Below are 17,323 nucleotides of genomic sequence, written 5' to 3'. Positions count from 1 at the left end.
TGAGCATGAATTAGCTCAAAGCTATTGATCCTGTTGTATCTTCAAAGAAGGTAATTTCAACCGTTTCAGTTAATACATCTGCGTAGCTGTACGAAACACGTTCAAAAGCATTTTCATCCTGGTCAAGCTCAATGACGAAAACTGAGGGATAAGTCTCTGCTAATACGCCTGAACGTTCGATAGTTTTTCTGCGTCCGCCGTTGGCCTTAAGCATCAGTCTTTTTCCTAAGTTTGAATCAAGTGCTTTTTTGATATCCGATAATGTTTTTGGCATTCGGTCCACCTCACTATGTCAAGTATAACATGCTGACACCCTTTAGTCAAACAAAAACATAAATTATAACAGTACTTAAATTTAAAAGTCAACATATTTTCTTCTTCTTTTTCTTCTAAAATTCAACAATTTTAGAGTATCCTTTAATACGGTAAAATATGTATCAGAACACAAAAAACGCCGGACCGTATATGAATCAGTCCGACGAATTCTTTTTATAAGGCATTCCTGTCCTTAATACGCCCTTTGTTTCAATGCCTCCAAGTCCTTTGTCCCCAGTGAGGGTATTCCGCAGTACATCCCATACATTGATTCTTTCCATAAAAGGGGTGAAGCTGATTTTTGCGACGATATAAACTGGATCAAGTGCATGGATATTGACTCTTGAGGGAGAACTGGCAAAATTGGCTCCCGCATGGATCAGAGACTCGAAATGGGACTGGCAGGCACCCGCAAAGATGACGAGCTGGTCAAGATGAGGAATCTTCTTTCGCGCCTCCCTCACCGTCTGGACAAAATGCTTGGAGTGGCGGTAAGCATTGATATCATCCATAGAACCTTTCGACTTTGAATAGGCATCATGTCCGGTGATGACCAGTATATCCGGCCGATAATAATCAATCAGCATCCCGACCTTCTCCGGCATTTCTTTCTCATTGCAATGAAACCCGTAAACCGGTACTCCTACCTTCTCATATAAGGTGAGGCATTTTTTTAAATAAATCGGATCTCCATCAATATGGAGAACCTTTCCCGGCATTTGAAAATAGTTATATGATTTGCTGTAGCCCTCTGTCGTCTCATATTCCTGTTTTTGCTGCAGTAAATCAACGTCCTGCCGGAATAGCTTATATGATTGTTCTTCAAGTGAACGGAATTCCTCTGTCAGCCTCATGCGCATCCCCGGATCGATCTTGATCAGATCTTCATAGGGCGCATCCGCAATCAATCGGAATTCCTCACCATATAATATCGCGATTTTTTTGCCATGTTTCTCTCTGATATCGATAACCCGGAACATAATATCGCATTGATGCGAAACCCTGCCGACGATATCCATGAGGTTAATATTCATCATCCTCACTCCAATTACCCCGCACATAGGCTGCGCTAAATGGTTTTACTTACATAAAATATGCAAACACCCATAGACATGTGCTTTTTGAGCTCCGGGGTATTCATCCAGGAAACGTATTCCTGAGTTTGCTGATCTATTCCTTGAATTCTCGATATATCCCTTAAGTTCTTAACTTTTTCCCGAAACAGCAAAAAAGCCTGGAGTCTCCAGACCTTATTGACGTCTCGATTTCTGCTCTTCGAACTCAAGTACTAACGAAACGAGTATTAATGAAAATATGGATACAGTGCATTACTCAACTGTGCGAATTCTTCAATCGAAAGAGTTTCTCCTCTGCGTTGCTCTTCGACTCCAGCCTGCTGAAGCGCTGCTTGTATACTTTCTTTCTTCTGCTTTCCATCGGGCAGCTGGCTGGTCAGGTTATTGAGGATGGTCTTTCGGCGCTGAGCAAAACTCGATCTGGTGACGTGGAAGAAGAAAGCTTCATCCGTCACTTTTACAGGCGGCTCATCATGCAGTGTCAGCCGGATGACCGCTGAGTCGACATTCGGCTGCGGCATGAACACTGTTTTCGGAACGATCATGACCGTCTCAGCCTTCGTGTAATACTGGACAGCAATCGAAAGTGAACCGTATTCCTTCGTTCCTGGCTTGGCTGAAATCCTGTCGCCCACTTCCTTTTGCATCATGCAGACGATTCCCCTGATCGGCAGCCTTTCCTCGAGGAGCTTCATAAGGATCGGCGTCGTCACATAATAAGGCAGATTGGCAACGACCATGACATCTTCAAACTGGGCGAATTCCTGTTCCATGACTGCATGGACATCGGCTTTCAGGACATCACTATGGATGATTTTCACATTGGGATATGGCGACAGGGTGTCCTCCAATATCGGAAGGAGGCGCTGATCAATTTCAAAAGCGACAACCTTTTCCGCTCTTTTGGCAAGCTGCTCGGTCAATGCACCAATACCAGGGCCAATTTCAATTGCGCCGCTTCCATCCGTCAATTCTGCGTGATCAACGATCCGGTTCAGGATATTGGTGTCGATCAGAAAGTTCTGTCCGAGGCTCTTTTTAAAAGAAAAGCCGTATTTATCCAATATTTCTTTCGTTCTCACAGGGGTAGCAATATCTTTATGCATTTAGTTGTTCCTCCTTGAGGATCTCAGCCAGAGCAGCTGCGAAATCCTGTCTTTTCACCTGAAACATCATCAGGCGCTTGTGCAGCTGCTTGCCGTTCGTGTATCCGATCTTCAGCAGCTTCCCAAGCTTTTCCCGTCTTTCTTTGGCACCAGGGCCGCCAATCAGTCCGGCAACAAGCAAATCCTCCTGGGTGATTTCCTCGACCGCCTCCGCGTCCATGATTTGGGCATCCTTTAGCGCTTCGCGGATCACTTCAGGAGTGGCATGCTCCACACCAAGGCCTTTTCCGGACTTAGGCTTGGCCAATTCCTTAGGAATGAAGGCATGCTTGCAGCCAGGAACCTGCTCTGAAATGGTTTTGCGGATTTTTTCACCAGGAAAATCCGGGTCGGTAAAAACAATGACTCCTCTTTTTTCATGGGCATTCCGGATCTTTTCAATTGTATCTGCGTTGATCGCAGAACCATTCGTTTCGATTGTGTCCGCGTCGATGGCACGCCTGATCGCCGTTGTATCATCCTTGCCCTCGACTACGATGATTTCTTTTAATCGCATGTTTCCTCCGTTACTATATTGAATACTCCGCTTATTCAGCGAGCATTGGATTTTTTAATAAGTATTTAAAAAAGAAAAAAATTCTTTGAAATAAATGAAACANTTTTGAAATATAATCGTCTATATAAGTGTAAAGTTTTTTAAGGTGATATGCTTTTCTTATTATACCTTAAAGACTGTTTGAAAAAACAAAAATGCAGAGGAAGGTTCCCCCTGCATCCGTGAATTAATTTAGGATTTTGATTTTGACTTTCTTACGTCCCCAGCGGTAGGCATCTGATTTTGATGCGAAAAAGACATCGATCTTGTTGCCTTTGATCGCTGAGCCCCTGTCGGCAGCGATGGCATAGCCATAGCCTTCAACATATACTTTGGTCCCTAATGGGATGACGCTTGGATCTACTGCAATGACCTTGGCGTTCGGGTTCGCCCTCAGGTTGATCCCCGTAGAAGTGTAGCCAGAGCAGCCGTTGCAGTTAGCAGTATAAGCTGTGGAGGAAACATAGAATTCGTTCCCTGCCGGTTCACTTGAGCCACGAGAAACTTGAGCAACGATGACCTTCGTTCCCATTGCCACGACTTTATCCTTTTTCTCTTTCATTGTTTTTTCACTGACCAGTTTTCTCGATACTTCCTTGCCGTTTTCAAGGACGACTTCATATTCCTTGGAAAGCAAGCCTTCCTGGCCTTCTGTCACAACTTTTTGTTTCCCTTTTTCCAGTTTGCTGTCCTTCTGCGTGATGACAGCATAGCTAATTGGTTCTTCCACTACATCGGTGACTTTTTCAACTCGAGTGACATTAATCACGGCATCTTTTGTGACTGTCTGCTTTAACGCAGGCTCAACACGGTCCATTTCGTTCAGTGTGATTCCTTGCTGTGATAAAAAGTCAGCGACCGTAGTCGAAGTCGACCATACTTCTTGCTCTTTTCCGCCTACTGTGAGTTTAAGCGGGAAAGCTCTTTGAATGGCAATCTTCACATCTTGCTTTAGCTTAGCGTCTGGGTTTGGGCTTAACTTGTCGTGTTCATTAATAACGATCTTCTGTTCTTTCAGGAAATCTCCGACCGTATCGGCTGCGGTCCAATATTTCTTGTTCTCCTGATCCTGTATTACTTCTACCTGTTTGGCTGGTTTCCACACGATTGATAGGTTATCCTTCACCTTGGTGTGTGCCGCCAGCGATAAATAATCCTCTGAGCGCAATGAGATATCGAGATCATTAAATATATCCTGGATTGTAGTTGCGTGTGTTTTAATGACTCTTTCTTCGCCATCCAATGTCAATGCGACTGTCTTTTTGGACCCTTCATACATGAAGAACCCAAGAGCAGCAGCAAAAACTAGGAAACTAGCAGAAAAAAGCACCAGTTTCTTTTTACTCAAAGTCTTGGAAAACAGGTTTTTCATGCTATTAATCACGATGAAAAACGCCTCCTCTTCTCGGAGTGATTATAAAGATTTTGTTGCCGACTTGTCAACCCAGACACCCTTGCCCAAACGTAGTCCCTATTATGCAAGATGCTCCATAAAAAGAAAAGCAAGAGTTATCGACACGGTTATCCTATGTCGCAAGTGAGACATGTAGAACTTTTAAGAAACAGAAAAGTTTTGGACAACCTTACTGATAAATCGACAACATTCCCTATCACTTTATGCCGAATAATTTTTTTGCATTTTTGGCTGTTTCGCCTGCAACTTCTTCGACAGTCAGCCCTTTCAATTCTGCAATTTCCTGTGCTACCAATTTTACATAGGCTGGTTCATTCCGTTTTCCGCGATATGGATGCGGAGTCAAGTAAGGGCAATCTGTTTCGACCAACAGACGGTCCATCGGGATCGCCTCTGCCACTTCCTTCGGTTTTTTCGCATTTTTGAACGTTACCGGTCCGCCAAGCGAAATATAGAAGTTCATTTCAACGCATTCAAGTGCTGTTTCCACGCTGCCGCTAAAACAGTGCATGATCCCGCCAACTTCCCCGGCGTTTTCTTCCTTTAAAATTTCCACTATGTCTGCTGTTGCATCACGATTATGTATGATGATAGGAAGATTCACTTCTTTTGCCAGCCTGATTTGTTTGCGGAAGACCTCTTTCTGGATCTCCTTCGGTGACTTGTCCCAATGGTAATCAAGGCCCATTTCCCCGAGAGCGACCACTTTAGGGTGGCTCGCCAGTTCTTTTAGCCAAGCCAGGTGCTCCTCCGTCATATCGATCGCATCAACCGGATGCCATCCTACGCTTGCATAAAGAAAATCATAGCTTTCCGCGAGCTCAATCGCTTTTTTGATTGTCACTTCATCGAACCCGACAACCACCATGTTGGTAACTCCTTCAGCAAGTGCCCGGTCAATGACCTCGTGGAGATCATCGTTGTATTGTTCCGCGTTTAAGTGTACATGTGTATCAAAAAGCATATTTAACTCCTTTACTGGCATTGCCTGCAGCTTTATACTAATCCATCCCCACTGTTAGAGAGAATAGACCCGCTGCCTTGTTCTTATTATTGTGATAAAGTTGTGTCGATATCATAACTTTTTTTCAATGTCCAGGTCAAATTTCTGGATCCGGTTTCATAAAAACCCGACAAGTGTCGGAAGTGCTTGCTAACCTACTGTCTTCTCTATCATAAATCACGCTATTAAAAAAATTGCTTTTTTAACACAAAAAACCTGAAAATGTTACACATGAAACATTTCCAGGTTCTTATGATTTTATTTTACTTTTGCACCTACTGACAATGAATCGTCAACGCTCGCCAATGACATGATACCGTCTTTTTCCCCTGCGAGGATCATTCCCTCAGAAAGTTCTCCGCGGAGTTTGACAGGCTTAAGGTTTGTTACGCAAATCACCTTTTTGCCGACAAGGTCTTCCGGTTTGTAGTACTTTGCGATGCCGGAAACGACCTGGCGCTTTTCATAACCAAGGTCCAATTGAAGCTTCAGCAGCTTATCAGCCTTTTTGACAGGCTCGGCATGGATGACTTGTGCTACACGAAGCTCAACCTTCATGAAGTCATCAATCGTGATTTCATCCTGCTGTTCCGGCTTCTCTTCTTCCACTGGTGCTGTGACAGGAGCGGGTCCCTGCATTTTTTCCTTGATGAATTCCACTTCTTCCTTCAAATCAAGACGAGGGAAAATCGGCTCACCTTGGACGACCTTCGTACCCGCTTGAATCTGGCCGAACTCTTCAAGGCTTTCCCATGTCTGAAGAGCTTCGGACGTAACATTCAGCTGGGCGAAGATTTTATCCGGAGTCCTTGTCAGGAATGGCTTCAGAAGGACAGCCACTCTTCTTAATGATTCAGCCAGATGGACCATGACGTCTGCAAGGGCTGCTTTCTTTTCTTCATCCTTCGCCAGTACCCACGGCTGTGTCTCATCGATGAATTTATTGCAGCGGCTGATCAGCTGCCAGACGGTCGTAAGCGCAACGGAAAACTCCATCTTCTCCATTGCCTCTTCGTACTTAAGGACCGTTTCTTTGTTCACTTCAAGCAGCTGCTTCTCAAATTCACCTTCTGAACCATTGTAAGCCGGAATCTCACCGTCGAAATACTTATTGATCATCGCAACTGTTCTGTTCAACAGGTTGCCAAGATCATTCGCAAGATCAAAGTTGATTCTTTCGACAAATCCTTCAGGAGTAAATACACCATCGGAACCAAATGGAACTTCACGAAGCAGATAGTAACGAAGGGCATCCAGTCCGTAGCGGTCGATCAGCGTAACAGGGTCAACTACATTCCCCTTGGATTTCGACATTTTTCCATCCTTCATCAAAAGCCAGCCGTGGGCAAATACCTTTTTAGGAAGCGGAAGGTCAAGCGCCATCAGCATGATCGGCCAGTAGATGGTATGGAAGCGGACGATTTCTTTTCCGACAAGATGGACATCCGCCGGCCAGTAGTTCAAGTACTTGGAATCATCATCTGTTCCATAGCCAAGGGCCGTGATATAGTTCGATAACGCATCTATCCACACATAGATGACATGCTTCGGATCACCAGGGACCTTGACGCCCCAGTCAAAAGTCGTACGGGAAACAGCCAAGTCTTCCAATCCAGGTTTGATGAAATTATTGATCATTTCGTTCTTGCGGGATTCAGGCTGGATGAATTCCGGATTTTCTTCATAATATTGAAGCAGCCTGTCAGCATACTTGCTCATCTTGAAGAAATACGATTCTTCCTTCACCTTTTCAACAGGTCGGCCGCAGTCCGGGCAATTGCCGTCTTCGAGCTGTCTGTCCGTATAGAAGGATTCGCATGGTGTACAATACCAGCCTTCATATTGATCAAGATAAATATCCCCCTGCTCCAATAGCTGGGCGAAAATCTTTTCGACAATTTGCTTATGGCGATCCTGGGTCGTACGGATAAAATCATTATAGGAAATATCCAGTTTGCCCCAAAGCTCCTGGATCCCTGCTACGATTTCATCTACATATTGCTGAGGAGTAACCCCCTTTGCCTCGGCATTGCGCTGGATCTTCTGTCCGTGCTCATCCGTTCCTGTCAAATACATGACATCATAACCGCGCAGTCTCTTATAGCGTGCCATCGCATCGCCGGCTACCGTTGTATAAGCGTGGCCGATATGAAGATTGCCGCTCGGATAATAAATCGGGGTTGTAAGATAAAAGGTTTTCAGTTTCTCTTCCATGAAGATCCTCCTTAACTAAAACTAACTAGTTCATTCTAATAGTAGTTATTATACCAGTTATTGCAACGGGATTCCTAACACTTTAATGAGGCGCTTAAGGTAAATTTCCTGCATGCAAACGTAAGAATTTGAGATTGCTAATTCCTGGTTCACCCATGAACGCAGCAGTATAGATGGAAATAAACTCGAAATTTGTAAAAAAAATTTACTGCTACGGACATTCTCCTCATAAAGTTTACGTATTTTGTAAGCAGGCGGAAATCCATTTACACCCTCATCACAAAAATGAAAAAACCTGCCTCAGTCATTGCTGGCAGGAACTGATCATTAGTGATTTCACATAATAAAATCATAACCAATATCATGATGAGAATATACCTGATGACAAAATAATGTTTTCTCTCTTTCAAATATGACAAACTTGTGACATTTTGTCGAAAAAAATGTAGAATTTTGTCGAATTATGTAGCGAATATTATGCGTTGAATAGTATTTCCACTCCCTCCCCGATAATTAAAAACCGCGCCATTCTTCACTTCCTTCATTATTACCTTCTTCTAAACCTTGCTATGATAGGGTTCATCGCATGTGTAAAATTTTTCAAACAAAAGAAAAATAATTTAATTGACGGTTATTGGAATCGCTGGTATTATAAAACCAATAAGAGAAAAATGTCGAAAAATGACGAACTTTATATAAGGGAAAATGAGAGGAGATTACTAAAAATGAAATCTACTGGTATCGTACGTAAAGTTGATGAGCTTGGCCGCGTGGTTATTCCAATCGAATTAAGAAGGACTCTTGGCATCGCAGAAAAGGATGCTTTGGAAATCTACGTTGACGATGACCGCATCATCTTAAAAAAATACAAGCCAAACATGACTTGCCACATCACTGGCGAAGTATCAGACAACAACATCACATTGGCTAACGGCAAGCTGATCCTTAGCCGTGAAGGTGCTGAACAGCTTCTTAAAGAAATCCAGGGAAGCTTCGAACCTGTAAAAGCTTAATATAAATTGATCAAGGCCGCGGATAGCATCCACGGCCTTTTTTTTATTCTTGAATATGATAAGCCTGGTAAACTTCCCGTTTTTGCAGGCCGCGATCCTTTGCTGTTTGCTTGATCGCATCTTTGGAATTCATCTTCTCATTAGAGATATAATGCTCCACATGCTCAGACAAGCCTAGTTTTTCCCACCAATGATTCTCTTCTTGTTCAAGGGATTCTGCAGACGCCCCTTCAAGAATCAGGACGAATTCACCGCGCACTTCCTCCGACTCAGCCCAGGCAAGTGCCTCGGAAACAGTCCCTCTCAGGAACTCTTCATATTTCTTCGTTAATTCACGGCACAAAACAATCCTGCGATCACCAAGACCGTCCAGAATCAATGCCAGCGTTTCCTTCAATCTGTGGGGAGATTCGTACAGGATGGTGGTGGCTGCCTGTTTTGCCAGCTGTTCGAGCTCCTTCTTTTTATCCCTTTTGCCTCTCTGGAGGAAACCATAATAATAGAAAGGCTGCGGCTGGATTCCCGAGGCGATTAATGCGGTAAGTGCTGCGTTTGCTCCCGGCAGCGGGACGACCGTAAGCCCCTCGGCAATCACTTCTGCCACAAGTTCCGTCCCCGGATCCGAAATCGTCGGCATTCCCGCGTCGCTGACCAGCGCAATTTTGGCTCCGTCCTTCAGTTTTTCAATTAATTTATACCCGCTGCTTTCTTTATTATGTTCATGATAGCTCGTAACGGGCGTTTCAATCTCAAAGTAATTGCACAGCTTTTTTGTATTCCTTGTATCCTCGGCGGCAATTAAATCCGCTTCCTTCATGATCCTGATCGCCCTGAAGGTCATATCCTCCAGGTTTCCAATTGGCGTAGGCACCAGATACAGGATTCCCTTTTCATTCTCACGGTCAAAACTTTTCTGCTGCTGCATGTAAACCACCCGTTCCTCTTTTACTTAGGCTGTTTTCGTAATGATTGTTGTTAAAATCCTAAAGCCGATTTTAACGTATTATAAGGCGTTTTGCTGGTGTATAAATAGTTTGCAAGCTCTTTTCTCAGCATAAGCGTTAATTGTGTGAATAATCTTTGGTAATTCAATCCTATTTTGTAGGCAATAGCAACAAAGTTTGAGAAAAGAGCCTTTACTTATTTGCTTCCATATAACATCTCTTTTATGACCGGGGTATATTCATTATTTTCATCATAAACCGTCAACGGCTCAAGAATCTTAAGGTCAGGGCTGCCATCCTTTATGGCTTCAACCAGCAGTGTATTCGCTTCTTTCCCTGCCTTTGGATAGACGAATTGAATCCGTTTGGGCTCAAGCCGGTATTTCCGCATGAGCTCGATGATGTCAATCAGCCTTCCCGGACGGTGGACAAACGCAACCTTCCCGCCCTGTTTGACCAGCTGGCTTGCCGACCTGATCGCATCCTCGAGCGTGCATAGAATTTCATGGCGTGCAATCGCCAGGTGTTCGTTCATATTGATCTCTTCCTTGGACGGAGTCGGAAAATACGGCGGATTGCAGGTCACGACGTCGTACTTTTCAAAGCCGAGCTGTTTTGGCGCATCCTTCAGGTCCCCATGAACCATATGGAGTCTGTCACTTAGTTGATTGTATTCAATACTCCGGACGGCCATATCGTACAGCCTTTCCTGGATCTCGACCCCGGTGATTGTCCCTTTCGTCCTCGCACTTAAAAACAAGGGAATCACCCCATTGCCGCTGCAAAGGTCGACGATTTTCCCCTTTTGGATCGGCACCCATACAAATCTCGCAAGCAGGACAGCATCCAGCGAAAAAGAAAATACATTCGGGCTTTGGATGATCCGCAAATCCTCCGCAAGCAAGTAATCCAGTCGTTCATCTTCTCTTATTTTTACCATTTATGCGTTCCTCCAAAAACAGAACTGATATGAAAAGCGCAAGCGCCTTGACCAGCCACGACAAACCCGGAGCTGGACATATCTCGAAGTGGTATTTCCATTTTCTCATCTCGTAAAAATAGCCTTCCCTATAAAGGAAGGCTGCAAATTACTTTTTATTAAGAAAGGACAGGCAGAACAAGCAATCCTCTTTCCGCGGGCTGCCAAAATGCAGGTTGCAGATGTGGAAGCCTTCCTGGTACAGGCGGGCAAGATTATCATAGCCTTCACCGATGTCGACTATGTTTTTATCAGCCTGTTCCTGATTGCTGTTTCCCTTACCGTTTTTCTTAATGGTTGGATCTTTTTTACCAATGGTTTGATCCAGACGGCGTCTTATATGCTCGTTTTCCAGCTTAAGTGCATTATTCTCTTCCAGAATCTCTGCCAAATGCTGTTTTAACTCACCAAGCTGACGGTATAAATCACCGATCTGCGCTTCCATATTACTTACTGAGTCAAAGATATCTTTTTTATCCACCTGTTCCACCTCATTAATCTGTGGATGATTGCAACGATACAGCTCCTGCTTCCTGTATTTCCTCAAGAGTATATTCCAGCACACGTTCCTGTCCAGGAATATCGACCTGCATGACTCGTCCCAGGATGTTCAATCCGACGACTTTGCCGCGTCCATCCGGTGTCACGATTGTTTCACCAATGTCTGGCAGCTGTTCTTTCGCTGTTTCATATTCGTCGTTCTCATATTTCAAACAGCACATCAGCCTGCCGCAAAGACCGGAAATCTTTGTTGGATTGAGCGAGAGGTTTTGATCCTTGGCCATCTTGATTGAAACAGGTTCAAAGTCTCCCAGGTACGTAGAGCAGCAAAGCATCCTGCCGCATGGCCCTATACCGCCAAGCATTTTCGCTTCATCCCTGACACCAATCTGGCGAAGCTCGATCCTTGTCCGGAAGATGGACGCCAAATCCTTGACCAACTCCCGGAAATCAACGCGGCCGTCAGCCGTGAAGTAAAAAATGACTTTGTTGCGGTCAAATGTATATTCAACATCAACGAGCTTCATATCAAGCTGATGTTCGTTCACTTTTTCACTGCAAACATCGTATGCTTCCTTTGCAGCTGTTTTGTTTTCCTCGACAATGAGACGATCCTTCTGATCTGCAATTCTGACGACCTTTTTCAGAGGCAGGACCACATCGTTTTCGCCGACTTGCTTTCGGGGAATGACCACTCTGCCGTACTCAACGCCCCTTACAGTTTCGACAATGACGAATTCGTCCTTTTGAATTGAGAGATCGCCGGGATCAAAATAATAAATCTTCCCCGCTTTCTTGAAGCGGACACCTACTACATCATACAAGTGTAGATCCCTCCTGCAATTTTAACACCAGCTCTTCCATGAGCAGCTGGGGATTCATATTGGCATGCAGCTTCCTCTTCGCCTCCAGAATGGCTGCCATTTGTTCGGTAAGACGCCGTCCGGATGTCTGTAGTGCAAACTGTTCTAAACGTGAGCTTTCGTTTAGATACACAGCCTGGTCTTTCTTGCCAAGCTGAATGTATAGTAAATCCTTAAAAATAAGAAGTAATAAATCCAAACCACGATCGATTTGTTCTTTCTCTTTAAAGTGTGTGAACCAGTTCTCCTGAAGCGCGACCATAGCTTCAAGTGAATTCTTTTTCAGCACTTCATATAATTTTAACACTATTTTTTGTGCTTGTGCAAACCAATCATCACTACTTATCTCTAAAGCTTCTTCCAAATTATTCGTCAGCTGTGCCAGCAGCGGTGCCGCATGCGGGTGAACCCTGTTTGCCACCAATTGTTCAGCCATATTTTTGGGAGATAATGGCGTGAAATTGATCAGCTGGCATCTGGATAAGATGGTCGGGAGCATTTGCTGGGCCTGCTCGGTAATCAGCACAGCGACAGTCCCTGCATGGGGTTCCTCAAGGAACTTCAGCAAACTGTTCGCCGCATTGGTCGTCATCCGGTCTGCATGGACAATCGTGTAAAGCTTATTCTTCGACTCTACCCCTGTCTTTGCAAATTCCTCCTGCAGCAACTGAATCTGCCCTTTCTTGATCGAAAGGCCATCAGGCTCGACAAGATGGATATCCGGATGGTTGCCATGATTGATCCTTTTGCAGTTCAAACAGTTTTCGCAGGGTTTGTAGCCATCCACCGGAGCCAGGCAATTGATGCTCTTGGCAAGGAGTATACTAATCTCCTTTTTTCCGGTGCCCCTCATTCCCTCAAATAAATAGGCATGGGCTACCCGATTTTTCAGGATGCTATTTTTTATCATCTTCAAAACGTTCGGCTGAAGTCTCTCCAGCTCGTCCCATGTCTTAGCCAAGGCAATCACTCACTTACGTATATAAATTGATCAACAGCCCTTTGACTTCCCCAATCTTCCCGAGGATATCAATCTGTTCATCCTTTTTCTTCATCAGTTCATCCGTCAACTCGACCAGCTTATCGTCAATTGTTTCCACAAGCTTCAAAGACCGGCCTTCACCATACTGGTTCCAGCTATGCGAATGTTTGAGCTCCATTCCAAAATTGACTGCCTCTTTAACGAATTGCTTTACCAGCGTCTTGAACTTCGCAAGATCCTTGAAAGTCCTGGAGCGCGCAAGTCTTTCGCCGGCAGACTCCACTTCCTTCATTAATTGCTGGAGCTGTCCGATTTGCAATTTATGTTCCTGTTTCTCGACAAGTTCATTGAACTTGATGCCGCCGCCAGGCTGCTGTTTCTGGTCCTGGCGAACTTTATCTAGGTTAAGGCGCATATCCTGGTTAATTTTCATCTCTTGCTAAACCTCCGGCATTCCCCGTTAAAATTGATGAAACTGCTCGACAGGCAATACGAATACGGTCGCTCCGCCAACCTCGACTTCGACAGGGTAAGGAACATAAGAATCCGCATTCCCTCCCATCGGTGAGACAGGTGCCACAAGCTGGTCACGTGACTTACAGTTGTCCCTGATGACATCCAGAGCCTTATCCACTCTGATGTCTTCTGTTCCTATGATAAAAGTGGTATTCCCTGACTTCAGGAATCCACCTGTACTGGCCATCTTTGTTGCACGGAAATTATGGTCGACCAACGCATTTGAAAGGCGGTTGCTATCCTGGTCCTGGACCACAGCTAAAATTAATTTCATTCGTTTACCCCCAAGGATTTTATTGGCATAAAGTTTGATTCCGTTACATTTGTATCCTTATTATAACAGGATTCCTGGGACAACACATGATATAAACGCAAAATTCCATTCGCTTCCAGATGAAATGAATAATTGCGGGTAATCGCTATATGGGGCTTCGCTAAAATATCTGTTTATTCGATATACACCCATGTGAGCATTCGCTATAAAAACCAATTTTTCGCCATCAACGCCATGGACTTTTTTGATTTAAAAAACAAGCCTGATTGAGTCAAGGCTTGTTTTTCGTAAATTCACCTATTCAATAACTCTTTTATTTTCATTTCGGCTTGTTCATAGACGGTCTCTAATTCTTTTGAAGCGTCAATTTTAACTATCCTGTCCTGGAAACGTTCGGCAAGCATCAGATAGCCTTCCCTTACTTTTTGGTGGAATTCCAGCTTCTCCAGGTCCAGACGATTCACTTCACGGCCCTTATTTTCATTGATCCTTTCAAGCCCAACCTCTGGTGCGACGTCAAAATACAGGGTCATTTTAGGCATCATGCTTTCAATCGCAAACTGGTTGATGGAATAGACCTCATCAATACCCAAACCGCGGGCATGGCCCTGGTAAGCCAGTGAACTGTCGACAAAGCGGTCACATAAAACGATTTGCCCTTTCTCCAGCGCCGGCCGGACCTTTTCCGCAAGATGCTGCCTTCTGGCTGCTGCGTATAAAAGGGCTTCCGTGCGGGAATCCATCGCCGTATTTTTCGGATCGAGGATGACTTGCCTGATTTGTTCCGCGATTTCGATTCCGCCAGGCTCACGTGTTGCTACAATCTCGTATCCTTCTTTTTTAAGCTTCTCAGCGAGCATCTGAATGATGGTCGTCTTCCCCGAACCATCCGGCCCCTCGACTGTAATGAATATACCCTTGTCCATCTATATCCTCCAACTCTTGAATACATTTATTTTACCAGCATGCAGTAACTCTCCGCCCTGGACTTTCGCTTCTTTTCCTATTAAGTATAAGATCATTTGAATGTCTTCTTCGGTTATGAATTCTCCTGGCAGGCAAAGGGGTATCCCCGGCGGGTACGGAATGATTTGCTCCGCACAAACCTTGCCAGCCGCCTCTTCCAGTGGTATATACTCGCATAGCTGATGCTCCATCTCTTTATAGCTGACTGCCAGAGTGGAGATCATTTTATCTGTAAGTTTCGATTCCGGTGGTTTTTGTCTATTTGGAATGGTCCTGACAACTTCTTTTATCTTATCAGCCGCTTCCTCCAGGCGATGTGCCATGTCCTTTTTGAGTAAAGGCAGAACGAGCAGGACATTATGAGGGTCAGCCAATTCTGTAAAAATCCCTTTTGCTTCAAGGCTTGTTTGCAGTTCGAAGCCTGACCACGATTGAAGCGTTAACTTTAGCGGGTCATCCCCTGGCAAAATCCGAATCGATTCCAGCTGCTCAAGAATTAGCCGGAATTTTTCCAGTTCTGCTCTCAAATAAGACAGGTCTTCCTGATTATAGCTGCCCAGATAGCTTCGTGCCAAATCCAGCGATGCCATCAACGGGTAGGAAGGGCTGCTTGACTGCAGCGCCTGCAAGTAGAACTTCAGCTTGCTGATTGGCACCCGTTCTGTCTGATAATGAAGGAATGCCCCCATGGTCATGGCCGGCAGCGTCTTATGCGCCGATTGCACAACAATGTCAGCGCCAAGCTCAACTGCTGACTCCGGAAAATAATCCCCCGCGATAAAATGTACGCCATGGGCTTCATCCACCAATACGGGAATACCATGATCATGGGCCAAATCGATGATGCTTTTAAGATCGTACGTTAACCCATAATAGTTTGGATACGTTAAAATAAGCGCCTTGGCCTCAGGATACTGCCGGATTGCCGATTCTACGGTCCCGAAACTTAGTCCTGCAGCCACACCGAATTCCGAGTTATACTCCGGACTGATGAACACCGGTCTCGCTTTAGCAACCCTCAGGGCATTCATCACCGATTTATGTGAATTGCGCTGCACCAGCACAACATCATCTTCCTGGATCGCAGCAAGGATCATCGCCAGGTTCCCGACAGTCGATCCATTTATTAAAAAAAAGCTTTTTTCCGTTTTATATAAATCTGTCAGCAAATCTTCAGCCTCTAAAATAACTCCCTCAGGAGAGTGAAAGTCATCCAGTCCGGTTATTTCAGTAGCATCCAACTTTAGAATATCTTCAAAGAATTTTTGTCCATTTTCAGGAAATACAGCCCCATTTTTATGGCCTGGCACATGAAAGGACATCGGTTTCCCTTCAGCATGCCTAACCAATTTGGAATACAAGGGGGTCTTGGATTGATCCATAATCTCACCTTTATTGTCATTTTCACACCTATCTATTCTAACACTGTTTGATGGCAAAAAAAATAAAAGCCCGAAACGGACTTTTAACTGTAGATACCTGATTTTGTAACTTTCCTTAATTTCTCCACGTAATATTTATATTGAGGATCACTCGTATCTGTCTTGATCATGATGCTCTCACAGTCTGTGCAAATGAAAGAAGTATACAGGTGTATGCCAGCCGTTTTCGTCTGTTCGCAAATCACACACGTCTTCTCGATTTGATTCTTAGCTAAAAGCGAACCCAAATTCTCCACCTCCGTACACCTATTGTTGCCAGGAGCCTGATTTTGTATACAATTTTCCGAATAATATTTTAGAAAGTTTAATTGTTTTATATTTTATGATTGACATTCGATTTCCTTGTATGTCTTATAACAATTTAGGTTTGTTTATTATATAAAATACTTTTGATGAGAAGCGAATATTGATCATAATGCTTGTTGAAAAGGATTTAGGGAAGCTGCAGGAGTTTTTTGGATGCTTGGATGTAGGAGGGTTGGTTCGGACAGCTTTTCCNGGTTTTCCTNCAAACCTGTCTGAAGTTGACTCTTNTTCGGACAGCTTTTNCTGNTTTTNNATCAAACNTGTCNGAAGTTGCACCTNNTTCNGACAACTTTTGCTGTTTTTNCATCAAACCTGTCTGAAGTTGACTCTAGTTCAGACAACTTTTCGTTGGTTTCCTCCAAACTTGTCCGAAGTTACCTCTTCTTCAGACAGCTTTTCCTGTTTCTCCACCAAACCTGTCTGAAGTTGCATCTACTTCGGACAGCTTTTCGTTGGTTTCCTCCAAACCTGTCTGAAGTTGCACCTAGTTCGGACAGCTTTATCTGGTTTTCCACCAAACCTGTCTGAAGTTGCACCTACTTCCGACAGCTTTTCGTTGGTTTCCTCCAAACCTGTCTGAAGTTGCAGCTAATTCGGACAGCTTTTCCTGCTTTTCCTCTAAACCTGTCCGAAGTCTNNTCGATTNTTCACAGTTGCTGCACTATTTTCGGCATCGTTCCGCACAAAAAAAAGAACAGCCATTACAGCTGTTCTTTCNTGTGCCCGGCGGCGTCCTACTCTCACAGGGGGAAACCCCCAACTACCATCGGCGCTGAGAAGCTTAACTTCCGTGTTCGGTATGGGAACGGGTGTG

General features: G+C 44.4%; 18 protein-coding genes and 1 rRNA gene. 1 reads left to right on the top strand and 18 read right to left on the bottom strand.

Annotated features, from left to right (window positions below):
- Positions 1-10: 10 nt before the first annotated feature.
- The 7 genes from veg to metG all read right to left on the bottom strand — a co-directional run bounded on the left by veg (position 11) and on the right by metG (position 7,723).
- Entirely contained in the window at positions 11-274 is a 264-nt protein-coding gene (gene veg, locus ACNAZ4_RS22555) for a biofilm formation stimulator Veg (protein ID WP_023613322.1), read from the bottom strand.
- A 196-nt stretch (positions 275-470) separates the two neighbouring features.
- Positions 471-1,349: a sporulation peptidase YabG gene (gene yabG, locus ACNAZ4_RS22550; protein ID WP_415818394.1), complete on the bottom strand. Its 879-nt coding sequence runs from the start codon at positions 1,347-1,349 to the stop codon at positions 471-473.
- Between the two features lie 269 nt (positions 1,350-1,618).
- Positions 1,619-2,497: a 16S rRNA (adenine(1518)-N(6)/adenine(1519)-N(6))-dimethyltransferase RsmA gene (gene rsmA / locus ACNAZ4_RS22545; protein WP_415818325.1), complete on the bottom strand. Its 879-nt coding sequence runs from the start codon at positions 2,495-2,497 to the stop codon at positions 1,619-1,621.
- The gene (gene rnmV, locus ACNAZ4_RS22540; RefSeq protein WP_415818323.1) at positions 2,490-3,053 is read right to left on the bottom strand and encodes a ribonuclease M5; all 564 of its coding nucleotides are present in this window, start codon (positions 3,051-3,053) and stop codon (positions 2,490-2,492) included. Before rnmV ends, rsmA begins: the two co-directional genes overlap by 8 nt.
- 226 nt (positions 3,054-3,279) lie before the next feature.
- On the bottom strand, positions 3,280-4,464 hold the full coding sequence (locus ACNAZ4_RS22535; RefSeq protein ID WP_415818392.1) for a ubiquitin-like domain-containing protein: 1,185 nt from the start codon (positions 4,462-4,464) through the stop codon (positions 3,280-3,282).
- 238 nt (positions 4,465-4,702) lie between these two features.
- The gene (locus ACNAZ4_RS22530) at positions 4,703-5,470 is read right to left on the bottom strand and encodes a TatD family hydrolase (RefSeq protein ID WP_415818321.1); all 768 of its coding nucleotides are present in this window, start codon (positions 5,468-5,470) and stop codon (positions 4,703-4,705) included.
- Positions 5,471-5,767: 297 nt separating this feature from the next.
- Complete coding sequence (gene metG, locus ACNAZ4_RS22525; protein WP_415818319.1) at positions 5,768-7,723, bottom strand: methionine--tRNA ligase; 1,956 nt, start codon at positions 7,721-7,723, stop codon at positions 5,768-5,770.
- A 725-nt stretch (positions 7,724-8,448) separates the two neighbouring features.
- On the opposite strand from metG, the gene ACNAZ4_RS22520 reads away from it, so the two are divergent.
- Positions 8,449-8,736 carry an AbrB/MazE/SpoVT family DNA-binding domain-containing protein gene (locus ACNAZ4_RS22520; protein ID WP_415818317.1) on the top strand — a complete coding sequence of 96 codons (288 nt, stop codon included), beginning with the start codon at positions 8,449-8,451 and terminating at the stop codon, positions 8,734-8,736.
- A 43-nt stretch (positions 8,737-8,779) separates the two neighbouring features.
- Here the strand turns inward: ACNAZ4_RS22520 and rsmI are convergent, their stop codons facing one another.
- The 11 genes from rsmI to rrf form a co-directional block, all read right to left on the bottom strand.
- On the bottom strand, positions 8,780-9,661 hold the full coding sequence (rsmI, locus tag ACNAZ4_RS22515; protein WP_415818315.1) for a 16S rRNA (cytidine(1402)-2'-O)-methyltransferase: 882 nt from the start codon (positions 9,659-9,661) through the stop codon (positions 8,780-8,782).
- Positions 9,662-9,876: 215 nt separating this feature from the next.
- Positions 9,877-10,620, bottom strand: a complete 744-nt coding sequence (locus ACNAZ4_RS22510; protein WP_415818313.1) for a tRNA1(Val) (adenine(37)-N6)-methyltransferase — start codon at positions 10,618-10,620, stop codon at positions 9,877-9,879.
- A 148-nt stretch (positions 10,621-10,768) separates the two neighbouring features.
- Complete coding sequence (gene yabA, locus ACNAZ4_RS22505) at positions 10,769-11,140, bottom strand: DNA replication initiation control protein YabA (protein WP_415818311.1); 372 nt, start codon at positions 11,138-11,140, stop codon at positions 10,769-10,771.
- A gap of 13 nt (positions 11,141-11,153) precedes the next feature.
- Positions 11,154-11,984, bottom strand: a complete 831-nt coding sequence (locus ACNAZ4_RS22500) for a PSP1 domain-containing protein (RefSeq protein WP_415818309.1) — start codon at positions 11,982-11,984, stop codon at positions 11,154-11,156.
- Positions 11,977-12,984, bottom strand: coding sequence for a DNA polymerase III subunit delta' (holB, locus tag ACNAZ4_RS22495; RefSeq protein WP_415818307.1), 1,008 nt, complete (start codon positions 12,982-12,984; stop codon positions 11,977-11,979). Before holB ends, ACNAZ4_RS22500 begins: the two co-directional genes overlap by 8 nt.
- 13 nt (positions 12,985-12,997) lie before the next feature.
- Positions 12,998-13,438 carry a YaaR family protein gene (locus tag ACNAZ4_RS22490; RefSeq protein ID WP_415818305.1) on the bottom strand — a complete coding sequence of 147 codons (441 nt, stop codon included), beginning with the start codon at positions 13,436-13,438 and terminating at the stop codon, positions 12,998-13,000.
- 27 nt (positions 13,439-13,465) lie between these two features.
- Entirely contained in the window at positions 13,466-13,795 is a 330-nt protein-coding gene (locus tag ACNAZ4_RS22485) for a cyclic-di-AMP receptor (RefSeq protein WP_415818303.1), read from the bottom strand.
- Positions 13,796-14,088: 293 nt separating this feature from the next.
- A complete protein-coding gene (tmk, locus tag ACNAZ4_RS22480; RefSeq protein ID WP_415818301.1) occupies positions 14,089-14,721 on the bottom strand; it encodes a dTMP kinase in 633 nt (210 codons plus the stop codon).
- Positions 14,722-16,143, bottom strand: a complete 1,422-nt coding sequence (locus tag ACNAZ4_RS22475; RefSeq protein ID WP_415818299.1) for an aminotransferase class I/II-fold pyridoxal phosphate-dependent enzyme — start codon at positions 16,141-16,143, stop codon at positions 14,722-14,724.
- An 83-nt stretch (positions 16,144-16,226) separates the two neighbouring features.
- A complete protein-coding gene (locus ACNAZ4_RS22470) occupies positions 16,227-16,439 on the bottom strand; it encodes a sigma factor G inhibitor Gin (protein WP_415818297.1) in 213 nt (70 codons plus the stop codon).
- 791 nt (positions 16,440-17,230) lie between these two features.
- Positions 17,231-17,323: ribosomal RNA gene (gene rrf, locus ACNAZ4_RS22465) — 5S ribosomal RNA — on the bottom strand; the annotation flags it as partial.

Source organism: Mesobacillus thioparans (assembly GCF_965138835.1).
Taxonomy (GTDB): Bacteria; Bacillota; Bacilli; order Bacillales; family Cytobacillaceae; genus Mesobacillus; species Mesobacillus thioparans.
This window is presented reverse-complemented; position numbering and strand designations above follow the sequence as displayed.